Below are 15,705 nucleotides of genomic sequence, written 5' to 3' on the forward strand. Positions count from 1 at the left end.
TTCCTCCTCTTATTCGTATATAATGCGCGGAGCTTTGCGAATCGAAAGGCGCCAGCCTGTGCCTGTTCCGATGTTATAAGCCTTTGCAAATGACCCTTGATTGATCGCCACGCCTAAATGATCGAGTGAATTGACATATACGAGTGGTTCGCCTACCTTTAAATCGGCAAAAGATCGTCCATAGGTCATGATATTTTTATACACATTTTTCGGCCCGTTGGCAATGGTAACTTCTATTGCATCACCATAATTGATTGAAAGCTGTTCAAATAACGTGTGATGAATGTTTGTCCAAAGGTTTCCGAACCTCACATCTAAGATATCAATCGTCCCTGTGATCACTTCTTCTTCCGCATAAGCCTGTACGACTGGAAGGTGAATAATATCATCAATATTCGCTTTTGGTCCGACCTCTTCAAAAGAAATTACGCCCGAAGCGATTCTCGCCCCTGTATACGCGTATATATCTCTCCCATGGAATGTATGTGATTTTCCCGACTTTGGCAGCCGGTTAATGGTTTCATCTAAATAGCGGGCTTCCACAATCCCAATATCCTGCGCGACGTGTGTAAGTGTCCCGTTATCTGGGGTAATGATATAGTGTGAGCTTGTTGTTTTGACGACAAGACTCTTTCGCTCTGATCCAACGCCCGGGTCAACAACGGATACGAATACCGTTTCCTCCGGCCAGTATGTGACGGTTTGGAGCAGGCGATAAGATGCCTCCCAAATGTCATATTGCGGAATGTTGTGTGTTAAATCAAAAATGCGGATGTTGCTGCTCACCGTATTTGCTACTCCGTACATTGCGCTGACTGCTCCATCATCAATGCCGAAATCTGATTGTAAAATCAATGCATGTTCACTCATGTCAATCTCCCTTTCATTTGAAAAAATGGTTGTGGTGTTTCACGTGGAACATTTGAACATTTGTATGAAAAAAAAGTGGACAATAAAAAATACCCCATCCTTATCTTTGAATCATAAGGACGAGGTATTTGTCTCGTGGTACCACCTTTATTTACTGTTTGCTCGCGCTAAACAGCCTCTACAAGTACAAAGCTCCAATCTGGCTCATATACTGTGGTTTTGATAACGAGTACCAACTCTCGTCGTAACCTACTAATATCATGGATATGTTCAGTACGAGGCTCAGAGACCATTTTTCGAATCATTATTTTTGCTTCTTTTCAGCTGCCGAAGCTCTCTGTGGAAAAATTGATGATTGTACTTTCTCTCGTCATTGCCTGTTCAACTATTTTGAATTAAAGCTATCATACATGATGTTTTTTGATAAATCAAGATATTTTTCTGAACATTTTCAAAAATAAATTAACTTATACTGGAAGAGTCTCTTTTTTATAAAATTTAAGCAAATGTTAAAGAGCGGGATATGGTGTCTTTGTTTTCTAGCGTTATAATAAAGATGAAGGGAGGTACAGCGTGTGTGGACCATTTGTATGAATGAGTTTAAGCAGCTCTTCAAAAGCACAAAATCCATCTTAACAATTATTATTATTTTCATTTTATCTACTTTTGTATCAAGTCTTCCATTTATAGCTGCTTATCAAGGGAATTGGGAGCAGGCAAAGGATCCTTATTCCATTGGGAACGAACTGGTGATTTCATTATTTGGTTTTTTCCTTATTTTTTTATTATCACATGATATTTTGAGTCGCGAAATTCATTTGAAAACCATTCGTTTTCTCGTCAGTAAAACGACCCGTTTGAATATTATCGTCGGAAAATATCTTGGACTGATGCTGTTTTGGCTCAGCTGTATTATGACGACATATGTACTGAATATGGTGATTTCACATCGTTTTCTGTTCTCTGATGCCTTAAAAATCTTAACCTTTATCAGTGTCGGCATCTCATGTACTTTGTTTTTGTCCATGCTCTTTCCAACACCGCAGAAATCGATGTTTGTCGGCATGTTGTTTTCCTTTCTTTTCCCAATCGTCAGTATGATTTCTGTTCTTTCTTCAGAACGGTTTATTCACTGGTTCCAATACATGACGCCTTATTATTATGCGCGATGGAGTGAACCGCTGACCTATGTACTGATGAATGCAGCATTGACCGTTGTCTTACTCATTGGAACTGCGCTGCTGTTTCAAAGGAGGGATGTCTAAATGCTACATACAAAAGGGCTTACAAAAAAATATCGGACAAAAGTTGCAGTAGATCATATTACCCTTGATGTCAATCAAGGCGATATCTTCGGACTCATCGGACCGAAGGGTGCTGGTAAGACCACGTTTTTCAATATCATTACGGGAATCTCCCGCCCCACCGCTGGTACGTTTACGATGATGAATATGCCTTCGTTAAAAAAAGTGAGGCATCACATCGGTGTTCTGCCTGAATATACGGATTTATATGAAGGGCTCACGGCACTTGAACATATCGCCTATTTGTCAAAAATTACCGGTACACGCCAGAAAACGAGCGATTATGAAGAATTGCTCGAATTCGTCGGTTTACATCGCTATCATCAGGAGAAGGTTGGTGCCTTTACACCTGGTATGAAGAAGCGGCTCGGAATGGCGCAGGCCATCGCCCATCGACCTGAATTTATTTTACTCGATGAGCCTTTTGCCGATATTGATTCAGATTCTATCTTGAACATCCAACGGGTCATTGAAACGTTAAAGTATGAAGGCAAAACCGTCTTTTTAACAGCTGACCGACCAAGGTTCACAAATAGTATCTGTACCAAAACTGCGTTCATTTCTGAAGGAAAATTAGTGTCCCCACATACTCATCCTCAAGAGAAAACCATCACATCCTCAAACATTCGTGCAACCTTCAAGCATGCATGGATTGATGATGAGGTGAAGCCTGTTCTCACGCAGTACTTACAAACTGTGGGAACAGATCTTGTGATCAGTGATGACGAGACCTCATTGTTGATTCGTTCAGAAGCCCAAGTCCCTGCGATCATCCGCGCTTTCGTGAAATGCAAAGTAGATCTATACAGAGTCACGGCTCAAGATGCCATGATGTCCTCATAAAAAAGTACCGTACGCTACCTGCACGGTACTTCTTCTTTTTTATATCGGTTTGCTCATGTAGATGCCGGTTTCTGCAAAACCCGTCTTCTCATACAGCGCACGGGCGATTTGATTATGCGCAAAGACATGCAGTGAGAGTTTTTGCACACCTAATGACTTTGCCTGCTCCTCTAATGCAGCAATGGCCTGCTTCGCAAAACCTTTTCCTCGATAAGCTTCAAACAAAATAAAGTTATAAATAAACCCTTCTTGTTGAGGATGATTCGGATCATAACAAAGCCAAACCCAGCCTATCGTCTCTTCTCCATTTAAGAAATTCCACAGCTCATGATGCTCTGTTTGAAGGCCTTCTGGAAGCAGCCTATCAAATTGTTCTTCTGCGTTCTCAAGTGCTTCTTCCTTCTCCCATGTTCCTGCGAGCACCTTTTCTTCTGCGTACCGCTTAATGGCTTCCTCCATCAATGAGTCATAATCTGTTTGTGACATCGGTTGTAGTGTAACCAATCGTACCTCCCCCTTTCCTTCATCATATGATGGGCATGCAAAAAAAACCAGTCCCTTGTTGGAACTGGTTATCCGCCGAATCGATCGGTTTGGGAGAGTTTGATCTCTACTGATTTTTTCTTTCCGCTTCGGTAAAATTGCACCTTTACCTTGTCGCCGACTTTCTTTTGATATAAATATTTACGTAGATCCACAATATTTTGTACACCCTTGCCATCAAAGGATGTCACAACATCCAGCTCTTTTAGCCCCGCTTTTCCTGCTGGAGACAAAGGTTCAACACTCATCACGACGACCCCGGTTGTGACCTTTTCTGGCAATTTCAACGTTTCCTGCCAGTGGTAGCTCGCAATATCGGCTAGTGACTTCATGCCAACCCCAAGGTACGGACGTTTAACCTCCCCATAGCGCTCTAAATCCTCTATGACAGGTATGACCAGATTCGCAGGAATGGACAGCCCAATTCCTTCAACTTCTGATTCAGCAATCTTCATTGAATTGATGCCGATCACTTTCCCGTCCATATTGATCAAGGCACCACCACTGTTTCCCGGATTGATGGCGGCATCTGTTTGCAGGACCTCTGCATTCCAATCCGTCTGTCCATCACCATTTGAGTCAACAGGGATGGCACGCTCCGTTCCCGAAATGACACCTTGTGTGACAGAGCCTGCGAATTCAAGCCCTAATGGATTCCCAATGGCGATGACTGGCTCACCTGGCTTCACATGATCTGAATTGCCGAAGGCTGCGGTCTTCTTGATTTTATCACTTTTGACGGTGAGTACCGCTAAATCCATGAGCTGATCGCTGCCGACAAGATTGGCCCCAATTCTTGTCCCATCCTGAAGGCTCACTTCAAGCTGGTTTGCGCCTTTGATGACGTGGTGGTTGGTCACGATATAAAAGGTATCACCCTTTTTTTGATATATCACACCTGACCCGCTGCCTGCTTCTCCGCCTTCTTCCCAAAAGCTCGACTTTTGGATATTAATGACGCCGACAACCGTATCCGACATACTAGACACCACTTTCGTGACAGCATCATTGACGTTCACATTGACTGTCTTTAAAGGGCCCTCTGATGCTTGCTGGTCTCCGGCCGACTGCCAGCCAAAGAGACTGCCGCTCTGTCCAGATACATAGGGGAAAAAGAATCCCATTAAAAAAGCTCCTACCAATACACCGATCAAACCAGATAGGAAATATCCTTTTCTGCTTCGTCTCGGCTTCCACTCTACATCGCGATAATCCACTATGTTTCCTTCCTTTCAGTGAATAGATGATGTATATAGTGTTGGTAAGAAGCTCTTATCTTAATCATACGATTGTAAAAATCATACGGCGCAAAGCGGGGTTGCTTTTTTCGGGTCCGTATCATATAAATCAAAGCCGTCCCCCACAACATAGCCCTTCATTTCAAGCGTCTGCTGGACCGCCATACGGGCTAAATCCTTCATGTTGTTGTCTTGACTCAGGTGAGCTAAGTAAATGCGTGAGGTGGCATCCCCAATTACATCTGTCATTGCAAGAGCGGCATCTTCATTCGATACATGTCCGACATCGCTCAGGATTCTGCGCTTAATACTCCATGGGTATCGGCCCATTTGCAGCATGCCGACATCATGATTGCTCTCAAATACAAACGTATTGGCTGATTTAATAATTCCTTTCATACGATCACTCACATAGCCTGTATCCGTCATGAGGGCAAGCTTTCGCCCTCCATAATGGAACACATAAAACATAGGCTCTGCCGCATCATGTGACACGCCAAAGGACTCGACATCCAGACCGCCAAAGGATTGAACCGTCTCCATATCAAAATGGAATTTCTGCTCTGTGTCAATCTTCCCAATATGAGATTCCATCGCCTGCCACGTTTTTGCATTTGCATAGACGGGGAGCTTGTACTTTCTTGCCATGACACCAAGTCCCTTAATATGATCTGAGTGCTCGTGTGTGACAAAAATTCCGTCCAAGTCTTCCGGCTTTCGGTCGATTTGACCAAGTAGCTCGACCATCTGCTTGCCGCTTAGACCCGCATCCACCAAAAAGGCATGCTCGTCTGTTTCTAAATAAAAAGCGTTCCCCGTACTTCCGCTCGCTAGTACACTGAACTGCAAGCTCATGTTCTCTCACTCCATTGAAGATTTGTCATCTTTCTCTATATGATCAAGTGTTGAACCATCGATGGCATTGATCAAATATTCTTCCTCTGTCTTTTTCTTGGAACCAGCTGATACACCTTCAAGCTCCACTCGCCATACAGGCACCATGACTTGAGTGCTTGCACCTGGATATTGCGTATAGTAGCCAAGTTCAACCTTTTTCACGGTCGTATTCTGGTTCAGCATATTTTGCGTATATAAGTCCTTCACGGTTTCAAGCGCCGGGACAAGCGTTTCTTTTCTCACTTCATTAATCGACGTCACCATCGACTGCTGATACGATACGACCTCGTTTTGATCGTTCAAATCCAATGTGATTCTCCCGATGGTTTCGGTGTCATCAAGGCCTTCTTGGAAGATGTATTTCCCTTTATACATTTGGAAGAAGACGATTTTGCCTGTCTCTTCATCAATGCTCCACAGCTTATAATTCTTCCCATCCAGCAAACGCTGGTTCACAAGGTTCGTCGCTGCTGTTTTCATATCCTTTTTCGGCAATGCGACTGGTTTATTGAAAGTCATTTCAAGCAACGTGACAGGATCATCTTTGTCTGTTTTCGGGAATCTGCTTTTCGCCTTTTGATCAGCTAATCCGTCGACATCCTTTTTCGTATATTGCTTCTTTTCAGCTGTAATGCGGTATCCAATCTTCGCTTCATCTGATAGATTGCCATATTTGATTCCGTCTGCCTTCATTTCTTCCAGCGTATCCGTTTTTTCGATAATCGCAAAATGATCGGTCGATCGTTTTTCAAAGTATTGAAAACCTAGAAAGATATCGAGAACGAGAAAGGCTAGGATAAAGATCGTTTTGGTCTTATTCCATTCCATTATTCTCGCTCCCCTCTGTCAGCAGATCATTCGATAGAATCACGGTTTTGCCGTTATATTTCATACACCATACTGGCTCCAGCCAGACAAACATCGCTTGATCTTGATCTGATGCCGAAGACGCAGCTTGATACGCAGGGAAGATCTGTTCAATTTTCTCCAGATCATCATATTTCGTCTGTTTGATGATCAGATCCTTCAGCTCTGTCCCATTCATCAGCTTGACCTGTTCACTCTGACTCGCTTTGTTGCCAAGAATGTAGTTTGGACGCTTGTAATTCAAGATGTCATCATTCGCCCATTGTACTTCAAGAGAGGTCATACCAAATGGATGCTTTGTACTGTTGACGATCGGCAGACCATCCATAAACATATTAAAGGACAGCTGCTGGTTGCTGTTGATGCCAAAGTATTGATAGTCATCGGTAAAGCTTCCCGTATCATTGAAATACTTCACGCTTCGCTTGATCAAATCCCCCGTTTGAAAAACGGTACTAGAATTGATATTACGGTGCTGATACTGGATGCGATGATCTTTTTGATTGGCTTCAAGACGACTTGTCCCATCTGTATACACCGTCCGGTTTAAATTAGACTCCTCACCGACAAGACTTGGGTCTGTAAACAAAGCATCCTTGAATTTGCTTGTCTTAATCGTTTCGATAAAGAACATTTTCGCCTCAAGATGCTTTTGCTTCCGCGGCAGAAGGAAATCTCTTTTAGAATTTCCTGAGAATGTATAGAGATCATAGCGCGGCATCTCGTTTTGAGCGGCTGCGATGCTATCCATCAGATTACGATAGTTGGCCGACTCAATTGTCAGCTCAAGCACCGTTTCCTTGCTATATGAGACCAAATAGACTTTTTTATTGGCCTTATCCTGCTGGGCAAAAGGCACAATCATCCGATCAAATGAGTTGTATTCAATGGATTTATTCGGCCATTTAAACAGTGCTTGAAAAATATCAATCGGAATCGGGTCATTGAACACAAGATCCAATGTCTTCCCTTGCCCTTCGCGTCCGTAGAAGAAATTTTTAAACTTCTGCTCGGAATATTGATCCGACACATCCTTCATCTCTTTGACATCCCAAAGGCTCACATCATTCCAAAAGTTTTGAAAGAGTTCCTTTTGATCCACTTTAAAATGCTCACCATTTGAATGGATGAACATCTCCCGCGGCTTTACGACATCAATGAGACTTCGGGGCTCGTCGCTTGAGATCTTCTTCGTTTCCACGACCCTTGTGCCGGCATCTGCCTGATCCTGCATGACAGGCTGGAACATCCAAATATTCCACGTAAACACAAGACTGATCGCAATTAGGATTGTTAATATTATGGTTTTAAAGGTCTCACGCTTCATCCCAATCATCCTCTTGTTCTTCATTGTACGGAAGGGTAAAGGTTACCGTTGTTCCTTTTCCTTCAATGCTGTCAGCCCAAATATCTCCACCATGAGCCTGAACCATTTCTTTTGCAATCGCAAGACCTAGGCCGGTTCCGCCAAGCTTTCTTGTTCTCGCCTTATCCACTCGATAAAAACGTTCAAAGATTTTATCCATATCCTTTTTCGGAATACCGATTCCTTCATCTTTGACGCTGAATAACACAAGACCTTTGTCCTCATCCAGATCGACTGTGAACGTAATATGTCCACCCTCTGGCGAGTATTTCATGGCATTGGAAATGATATTATCGAGCACCTGTGTGATTTTATCTTGATCAATTTCCACATATATTTCACGCTGCGGCAGGTTGCGGATGAAAGCGACATGCTGCTCCTTCGTCATTTCAAAACGATCAATGACCAAAGAGATAAACCTGATAAAATTCGTCCACTCACGATTGAATTGATAATCCTTGCTGTCGAACTTAGACAGCTGGAGCAGGTCATTGACAAGTCTAATCATGCGCTCTGTTTCATTTTGCGTGACACTGAGGAACCTTGGCGCAAGCTCTTTATCACCAATCGCACCTTCAGCTAGTGCCTCAAGATAGCTTCGCATCGTCGTTAGCGGTGTACGCAGTTCATGCGATACGTTCGCCACGAATTCGCGGCGTTCAGCATCAATTTTCTCTTGCTCTGTCACGTCATAAATGACCGCGATTAAGCCATCAATCTTCCCATGCTCTTTCTGAATGACTGAGAAATTGACACGCAAAACAGACAACTGATCTTCGCGTTCAATTTCTAGCAGCATGGAGTCTTGATTTTCGACCAAATCTTCAAATGTATGAGTTTCCTCTAAGCCGAGCAATGACGTAATAGGCATCTCTAATGCTGTTTCACGTGAAACATTCAGAAGCTCTAATGCTGGGCTGTTTAATAGAATAATGGCACCGTTTTGATTCGTTGCGATGACACCATCCGTCATATACGCAATCACAGAAGAAAGCTTTTTCCGCTCTCCCTCTGTCATCAGCTGAGCTTCCTCCAGCTCTCTCGTCAGATGGTTAAATGTCGTTGCTAGCTGACCAATCTCATCATGTCCATACTTTCGGACCTTTCTGGAAAAGTTCCCTTTGGCGAGCTCTATCGCTTGCTTTCTCATATCCGAAATTGGGTGTGTAATGGTTCTGAATATGAATATACCAAGTAGAGCGGTTATCCCAAGGGCAAGCAGCGTTCCCGTTGCCAAAATCGTATTAATGGTTCGCATTTGGTTAAAAACACTTTCCATGGATGAGACCACATAAATGACACCAACGGTTTCTTGGTTCTCATTTTTCACGGCTGTCGCTGATATGCGGACTCGTTTATTCGATTCTGGGTCATAGAATTTTTTCTCGTAGTCTTTGCCAACCGCGAAAATACGGCTAATGATTTGATCTGTGATTTTCTTCCCGGCAATCTCTTGACTGCCGTTATTCACAGAGGCAATAACCTCTCTGCTTTCGTCAATATAGCTGACTTCAGAAATTTCATTAGACTCATCTTTATTGTTAAAATCGTTTAAAATCTTTTGAGCATCCTCTTTTAATTCCGCCTTGCTTTTCGATGAATCCTGTTCTAGGTAATACGATAACGAGTAGATTCGCTGATTCAAGGAATTATCATAAGAGTTAATTAAGGACTGCTCTAGCTGCTTCACAAAGTAGACGCCAATGATCTGCATGGCGACAATGATCAGCAGCACATAGATTAAGGTCAATTTGAAGTGAATCGAGCGAAAAAAACCTACTTTACTCATAAAAATCTTAGTCCTGCTCTGGGTTTCTTAAATAGTAGCCGACGCCTCGTCTTGTCACAATCCAGCTCGGGTGGCTAGGGTTGTCTTCAATTTTCTCACGAAGACGGCGGACTGTAACATCCACTGTACGGACATCGCCGAAGTAATCGTAGCCCCATACGGTTTGTAGTAAATGCTCGCGTGTCATGACTTGTCCAATATGCTTCGCTAAGTAATGAAGCAATTCGAACTCACGGTGCGTCAACTCGATCGTTTCCTCACGCTTAGACACGACATACGCATCTGGGTAAATGACAAGTGATCCAACCTCGATATCATTTGATTCAGATTCCTCCTCCGATTGCGGAGCAGCGGTCTGTCTTCTCAAATTCGCTTTCACACGTGCAAGCAGCTCGCGCGTGCTGAATGGCTTCGTCACATAATCATCCGCGCCAAGCTCAAGACCGATGACCTTATCAATTTCAGAGTCCTTCGCTGTAAGCATAATAATCGGCATATCATATTTCTTTCTCACTTCACGGCATACTTCAACGCCATCTTTGTTCGGCAGCATGATGTCGAGCAGAATGATGTCCGGCTTAATTTCTTCTACCATTTCAAGGGCTTCATTTCCGTCATACGCACAATGAACCTCATAGCCCTCTTTTCTTAAGTTAAATTCCAATATATCAGCAATCGGTTTTTCATCATCTACGACAAGAATCTTTTTTTCCATTATGATTTCCTCCTGCATTTTTAGCATCTATGTCATTCTATTTTGCATCTCTCATCAGGCCTTTTTCGTTCGAGGAAAAAAGGCTCACTGTCTATTATAACGTTTTACGAGGCAAAGATAAAAATAATAACGGCTTTCTTTTCTAGTAAACGTTGGATAAGAAAGACATGGCTCAAAAAAATTGATGACTTTTTCCTTTTTTATCGAAACTTTTCCAATCACCAAACGTCTATATACATGTAACGTCTTCTTCTTATGGAGCCGGGCCCTACCTAGGTCCGGCTTCTCCCTTTTTATGCCTTCTTTTCATAAAATAAAAACGCACCTGCGATTGCAGATGCGTTTGGAAGTGGCTCGGGACGGAATCGAACCGCCGACACACGGATTTTCAGTCCGTTGCTCTACCAACTGAGCTACCGAGCCATCATCAAAAAGATGAATATGTATAAATGGCGGTCCGGACGGGACTCGAACCCGCGACCTCCTGCGTGACAGGCAGGCATTCTAACCAACTGAACTACCGGACCTCAGTAACTTGCCCGAAAAAGCAATCGTGGTGCTCTTCCAAGCAAGTGAGGAAAAATTAGCTTAACGCTAAAGTAAATCAATGACCCGTACGGGATTCGAACCCGTGTTACCGCCGTGAAAGGGCGGTGTCTTAACCGCTTGACCAACGGGCCAATACATGGTGAGCCATGAAGGACTCGAACCTTCGACCCTCTGATTAAAAGTCAGATGCTCTACCAACTGAGCTAATGGCTCTCGGTTTGTGAAAAGTGAATCTGAAGAAGCTGTATTGCGTCAAACCAATCGCTTTAAAAAAGCTGGAACATCGCATCCTAACAAGTTTCAGAGACCTTTGCAACAACGAGATTTATAATATCATAGAGTCATTACATATGGCAATACGTTTTTCGACATTTTTTTTAAAAAAGTGTCGGATTTGATATCCCCTGTCAAATCGCCCATTTCTGCAAACGCCTTCAATTTTGACCCTTCTTTTCAATGGTCACTGCCTCTTCAAGCACATAGAAACGTTTCAAAGCGCCTGAAAATGGTTATAAAAGAGACAAGTAACATTGTGATTGAAAAAGGAGGAAGCAGCATGAGTTCATTCAAATTAGGAGATAAAATGCCCAATTTTTCACTGCCAACGGTGCAGGGCGAACACATTGATTTCTACAAACATTTAGAGGAGCATCAAAGCTGGCACCTCATCATTTTCTTTAGAGGATCATGGTGCCCAGTATGCGTAGAGGAATTAAAAGAGCTAGAAAAGCAACAATCATACTTTCAAGACAAGGATATTCACTTAATGGCGATTTCAACGGATAAACCTGATGACTTGAAGGAATTTGCTGATCAAGAGGGACTTTCCTTCCCGATCATGTCTGACCAAGATCTCACTTCATTAAAAGCATATGAAGTGTTCTATCATGGGGAAGATGCCCCATATGAAGATCACGGAGTACACGGAGAACCCGCCTATTTCTTATTAAATGAAAAAGGCCAAGTACTCTATCAGCAAAGACAAACAAGTCCATTTGGCAGACCGCATGCGAATGAATTGCGCAAAATCATCCAATACATTCGTAAAAATTTAAAAGGGCAATATAAAAGCCTGAAATAAGAAAGAAGCTCTCGTGATGAGGGCTTCTTTTTTATGAATATTTTTTGTTGTATAACCAATCTGCGGTGAAAAACACAAGGAGACCCGTCATTAAAATCACAAAAGTGACGGGAGGTCTGTCACCTTGAAAAAAAGCGTACATCGCATGCACTCCTAATGCTAGAAGATAAAAAACAAACGCCGATCCTGCTGCTTTATGTGCATTCACTTGTTCTCTTTTCGTCATTTTTTTAAAAACATTGTATCTATTCCCCTTTACGATGCTTTCTTCATCGTCACCCGGCGAAGTGCCCGCGATCGGATATATTCCATTGGCCCAATCCGCCACACATTTAAGCAAAATGCCGAAATCGCTATTTGCAGAAGTGAAATGAGCAGCCATGATAATACGATGAGGGGTGCATTGATTTGACCGCCAAGACCCAATCCCCAGCTATAAAAAAGAATCGAGCAGATGACATTTTGCAGGATGTAGCAGCTAAGCGCCATTTTCCCTACATATTCAAACCAAGTCCACATGAACCATGATTCCGTATGTGCCAAGAGCTTCGCAATGACAGCTATATAGAAGATAGAGAGGAATGGGGAAAAGATGTAGCGCACCACGAATTCCACTATTTCATTCGGCACGAAGACGAGTGCATTCAGCGGCAGACCAACCCATAAACCGATTCGGAACAATGTTTTCCGAAGAGATTGCCCGCGTTCATTCGCATAAAAAACACCCGCTCTCATCATTCGAACACCTAATAAAAACAGAAATGTATTCATTGGAATGATAAAAATCGCTTCTTCACGGTACATGAAAAAGTATTGTAATCGCTCTTGAACTTGAGAAATCCATGCCTCTGGCAGCTGCTCCTCTAGCATTGGTTCACTACTTGGATCATAGGATTCTGTCTCCATTTCAGAGAGGGAGAACACAATCAGAAATGACATGACTAGCAGGTGAATCACACCAGAGAAGATCATACCCTTTTTGATGCGCCGGTCCCCTCCACGTACAATGAAAGCCACAAGTAAACCCGTGACGGCGTAACTCATGAGCACATCATATTCCATCACAAGGGCAAAATGGACAAAGCCTTCGATAAATAAAAATAAAAGAATCCATAAATATGTACCCGGCCAAGGTGTGTTTTTTCTTTTCGCCTGCTGATACTTCAGCTCCAATCCAACACCAAACATGATGGTGAGCAACGAGAGCATTTTGCCATAAACGAACATCGAGACAATGCTTTCAAGCAAACTGCCATTTTCATATTCATCTGCAATCTGATCTGTCGCAAAGGTATCCCCTGCGTACGCAAAAAACCAAACATTCGTCCCCAATGTGCCTAGTATGGCAAAGCCTCGTAAAATATCTAATAATCGTATTCTTTCTTTCACTTGAACGCTCCTTCCCCTTTATACAGTTATCATATTTTGGTAATACCGGGAAGTCCGTTCTATTGAATTTAAGGAATATTTAAACAAAAAAACACCAGTAAAATGTGTGATTTTACTGGTGTCTGATCAGTCTATACTTATGGACGGTACACGCTGCGGACAACGTTCGTTTGTGAACGGTCTGGTCCGACTGAGAAAATAGAAAGTGGAATACCTGTTAATTGTGAAATGCGCTCTAAATAGTGGCGGGCATTTTCAGGCAGTTCACTTAAATTCTTCACGCCTGTAATATCCTCTGTCCATCCTGGCATTTCTTCGTAGACAGGCTCACATTTCGCTAATTCTTTTAGACTTGCTGGGAATTCCTCTGTGATTTCTCCGTTCAATTTATAAGCGACACAGATTTTCAATTTCTCAATCCCTGTCAGTACATCGATTGAGTTCAGAGATAAATCTGTAATACCGCTCACACGGCGGGCATGACGGACAACAACACTGTCAAACCACCCAACACGGCGCGGGCGTCCAGTTGTCGTACCGTATTCACGGCCAACTTCACGGATTTGATCGCCAATTTCATCATGAAGTTCTGTCGGGAATGGGCCATCTCCAACACGTGTTGTGTAAGCTTTTGATACGCCGACTACATGTTGAATTTTCGTAGGTCCTACGCCAGAACCAATCGTCACTCCTCCAGCCACTGGGTTAGAGGACGTCACAAATGGATATGTCCCTTGATCGATATCAAGCATAACGCCTTGTGCCCCTTCAAATAGAACACGGCGTCCTTCATCTAGTGCATCATTCAATACAACAGATGTATCCACGACATATTTTTTCACTTGCTGGCCATATTCATAATACTCGTCTAAAATATCTTCAATTTTGAAGCCTTCTGTGTCGTACATTTTCTCTAAAAGACGATTTTTCTCTTCTAGATTACGTGCAAGCTTCTCTTCAAAAACTTCACGATCTAATAGATCTGCGACACGGATTCCGACGCGAGCTGCTTTGTCCATATAAGCTGGTCCGATTCCTTTTTTCGTCGTACCGATCTTATTAGCCCCTTTCCGCTCTTCTTCTACCTCGTCCAATTTTAAATGATAAGGCAGAATCACATGGGCTCTATTGCTGATTCTGAGGTTCTCTGTACTCACATTCCGTTCGTGAAGATACGCAAGCTCAGTGACCAACGCTTTAGGATCAACCACCATTCCATTACCGATGACACAAGTTTTCTCTTTATAAAAAATACCGGACGGAATGAGGTGTAGCTTGTAAGTCACTCCATCAAATTTGATCGTGTGACCTGCATTGTTTCCCCCTTGATAACGGGCAATCACCTCTGCATTTTCTGAAAGGAAATCGGTAATTTTCCCTTTCCCTTCGTCACCCCACTGCGTACCTACTACGACTACTGAAGACATATCGTGCACCTCCGTTAACCTTTCAAAACGTTATCTCTTTCAAACACATTTATTTTATCAATGCAAAACGAAAAAGTCAACGCTAAATCCGAACATTAATATCTCGAAATCAAATTTTGTTCGCTTTAAATGTGAGAAAAAGCGCTTTAATCGCTTCGTCTACGCTTGAAAAAGGAGATTTTGAGCAAAAACAACTGTTTTTATCGATTCCCGCTTTATTCATGATTTTCAATTAATTGAATCATCGAGCTTGCCATGAAGTCAGGTGAATACGGTCTTCCTTTCCTCAGCCACCATTCAGCGGTTCCAACATAAGCAGAAATGACAAATTGCTTCTGCATCTCGAGAGGAACATGATGCGGGTCAGGCTTTGAACCCGCGACCTCCTCTAATCCTAAAGAAAAGCTTTCCTCAAAAAAAGCACTGGCTGTCTGATGAATATTAAGCTCTCGCCCTCTTTTCAATAGAATCTGATACTCCTCTTCATGTTCCTGCAAGTGTTGATAAAATCGAAAAATATACACATATGCTGCGTGGTCAGCCTGCCAATCCTCTTCTTGTACAGGAGCAAAAATAGCAGCTTTCATCACATCAAACATCTCATCCATGACCTGCTGGGCAAGATCAAACTTATCTTCATAATGCTGATAGAAGGTGGTGCGATGGATGCCTGCCTTTTTCGTTAAATCTTGTACGGAAATCTTTCCCCATTCCTTCTCTCTTAATAAATGAAATAACGCTTTTCTTAATTGCTGCTTTGATTCAGTTGCGCGCTTATCCCCTCTGTAGCAGTCCGCCACAAGCCGCTCTCCCCTTCCCATTTTCTT

14 protein-coding genes, 4 tRNA genes and 1 other annotated feature are annotated in these 15,705 nt (G+C 42.8%); of the genes, 3 read left to right on the forward strand and 15 right to left on the reverse strand.

Annotation, left to right across the window (positions count from 1 at the left end):
• Positions 1 to 9: 9 nt before the first annotated feature.
• Entirely contained in the window at positions 10 to 870 is an 861-nt protein-coding gene (locus tag C6W18_RS17870) for an SAM hydrolase/SAM-dependent halogenase family protein (RefSeq protein ID WP_105928453.1), read from the reverse strand.
• 112 nt (positions 871 to 982) lie between these two features.
• Positions 983 to 1,253 (reverse strand) — a binding site (T-box leader).
• Positions 1,254 to 1,445: 192 nt separating this feature from the next.
• Here C6W18_RS17870 and C6W18_RS17875 point away from each other — a divergent pair.
• Both C6W18_RS17875 and C6W18_RS17880 read left to right on the forward strand, forming a co-directional pair.
• Positions 1,446 to 2,135: an ABC transporter permease subunit gene (locus C6W18_RS17875; RefSeq protein WP_105928454.1), complete on the forward strand. Its 690-nt coding sequence runs from the start codon at positions 1,446 to 1,448 to the stop codon at positions 2,133 to 2,135.
• Positions 2,136 to 3,017, forward strand: coding sequence for an ABC transporter ATP-binding protein (locus C6W18_RS17880; protein WP_105928455.1), 882 nt, complete (start codon positions 2,136 to 2,138; stop codon positions 3,015 to 3,017).
• 39 nt (positions 3,018 to 3,056) lie between these two features.
• Here the strand turns inward: C6W18_RS17880 and C6W18_RS17885 are convergent, their stop codons facing one another.
• The 11 genes from C6W18_RS17885 to C6W18_RS17935 form a co-directional block, all read right to left on the reverse strand.
• On the reverse strand, positions 3,057 to 3,521 hold the full coding sequence (locus C6W18_RS17885; RefSeq protein WP_105928456.1) for a GNAT family N-acetyltransferase: 465 nt from the start codon (positions 3,519 to 3,521) through the stop codon (positions 3,057 to 3,059).
• A gap of 68 nt (positions 3,522 to 3,589) precedes the next feature.
• The gene (locus C6W18_RS17890; RefSeq protein ID WP_105928457.1) at positions 3,590 to 4,777 is read right to left on the reverse strand and encodes a S1C family serine protease; all 1,188 of its coding nucleotides are present in this window, start codon (positions 4,775 to 4,777) and stop codon (positions 3,590 to 3,592) included.
• A gap of 81 nt (positions 4,778 to 4,858) precedes the next feature.
• Positions 4,859 to 5,653 (reverse strand): MBL fold metallo-hydrolase, encoded by a 795-nt coding sequence (locus tag C6W18_RS17895; RefSeq protein ID WP_105928458.1) that lies wholly within the window; start codon positions 5,651 to 5,653, stop codon positions 4,859 to 4,861.
• Between the two features lie 6 nt (positions 5,654 to 5,659).
• Positions 5,660 to 6,523, reverse strand: coding sequence for a two-component system regulatory protein YycI (locus C6W18_RS17900; protein WP_034324635.1), 864 nt, complete (start codon positions 6,521 to 6,523; stop codon positions 5,660 to 5,662).
• Positions 6,510 to 7,889: a two-component system activity regulator YycH gene (gene yycH / locus C6W18_RS17905; protein WP_034324632.1), complete on the reverse strand. Its 1,380-nt coding sequence runs from the start codon at positions 7,887 to 7,889 to the stop codon at positions 6,510 to 6,512. Before yycH ends, C6W18_RS17900 begins: the two co-directional genes overlap by 14 nt.
• On the reverse strand, positions 7,879 to 9,717 hold the full coding sequence (gene walK, locus C6W18_RS17910; protein ID WP_105928459.1) for a cell wall metabolism sensor histidine kinase WalK: 1,839 nt from the start codon (positions 9,715 to 9,717) through the stop codon (positions 7,879 to 7,881). The genes yycH and walK overlap by 11 nt, the downstream gene beginning before the upstream one ends.
• Before the next feature lie 7 nt (positions 9,718 to 9,724).
• A complete protein-coding gene (yycF, locus tag C6W18_RS17915) occupies positions 9,725 to 10,432 on the reverse strand; it encodes a response regulator YycF (protein ID WP_034324626.1) in 708 nt (235 codons plus the stop codon).
• A 350-nt stretch (positions 10,433 to 10,782) separates the two neighbouring features.
• Positions 10,783 to 10,855 (reverse strand) — tRNA-Phe (locus C6W18_RS17920).
• A gap of 27 nt (positions 10,856 to 10,882) precedes the next feature.
• Positions 10,883 to 10,959 (reverse strand) — tRNA-Asp (locus C6W18_RS17925).
• A gap of 81 nt (positions 10,960 to 11,040) precedes the next feature.
• A tRNA-Glu gene (locus tag C6W18_RS17930) sits at positions 11,041 to 11,112 on the reverse strand.
• Between the two features lie 6 nt (positions 11,113 to 11,118).
• Positions 11,119 to 11,194: transfer RNA gene (locus C6W18_RS17935), tRNA-Lys, on the reverse strand.
• Between the two features lie 343 nt (positions 11,195 to 11,537).
• Here C6W18_RS17935 and C6W18_RS17940 point away from each other — a divergent pair.
• Entirely contained in the window at positions 11,538 to 12,062 is a 525-nt protein-coding gene (locus tag C6W18_RS17940) for a peroxiredoxin family protein (RefSeq protein WP_105928460.1), read from the forward strand.
• 255 nt (positions 12,063 to 12,317) lie between these two features.
• On the opposite strand, the gene C6W18_RS17950 is transcribed toward C6W18_RS17940, so the two are convergent.
• From C6W18_RS17950 to C6W18_RS17960, 3 genes are all read right to left on the reverse strand, one after another.
• On the reverse strand, positions 12,318 to 13,451 hold the full coding sequence (locus C6W18_RS17950) for a DUF418 domain-containing protein (RefSeq protein WP_105928462.1): 1,134 nt from the start codon (positions 13,449 to 13,451) through the stop codon (positions 12,318 to 12,320).
• A gap of 137 nt (positions 13,452 to 13,588) precedes the next feature.
• Positions 13,589 to 14,878, reverse strand: coding sequence for an adenylosuccinate synthase (locus C6W18_RS17955; protein WP_034325186.1), 1,290 nt, complete (start codon positions 14,876 to 14,878; stop codon positions 13,589 to 13,591).
• A gap of 215 nt (positions 14,879 to 15,093) precedes the next feature.
• Positions 15,094 to 15,678 carry a TetR/AcrR family transcriptional regulator gene (locus C6W18_RS17960; protein ID WP_106050266.1) on the reverse strand — a complete coding sequence of 195 codons (585 nt, stop codon included), beginning with the start codon at positions 15,676 to 15,678 and terminating at the stop codon, positions 15,094 to 15,096.
• Between the last annotated feature and the right edge of the window lie 27 nt (positions 15,679 to 15,705).

Source organism: Bacillus sp. LLTC93 (genome assembly GCF_002993125.1).
GTDB classification, from domain to species: domain Bacteria; phylum Bacillota; class Bacilli; order Bacillales; family Bacillaceae; genus Bacillus; species Bacillus zhangzhouensis.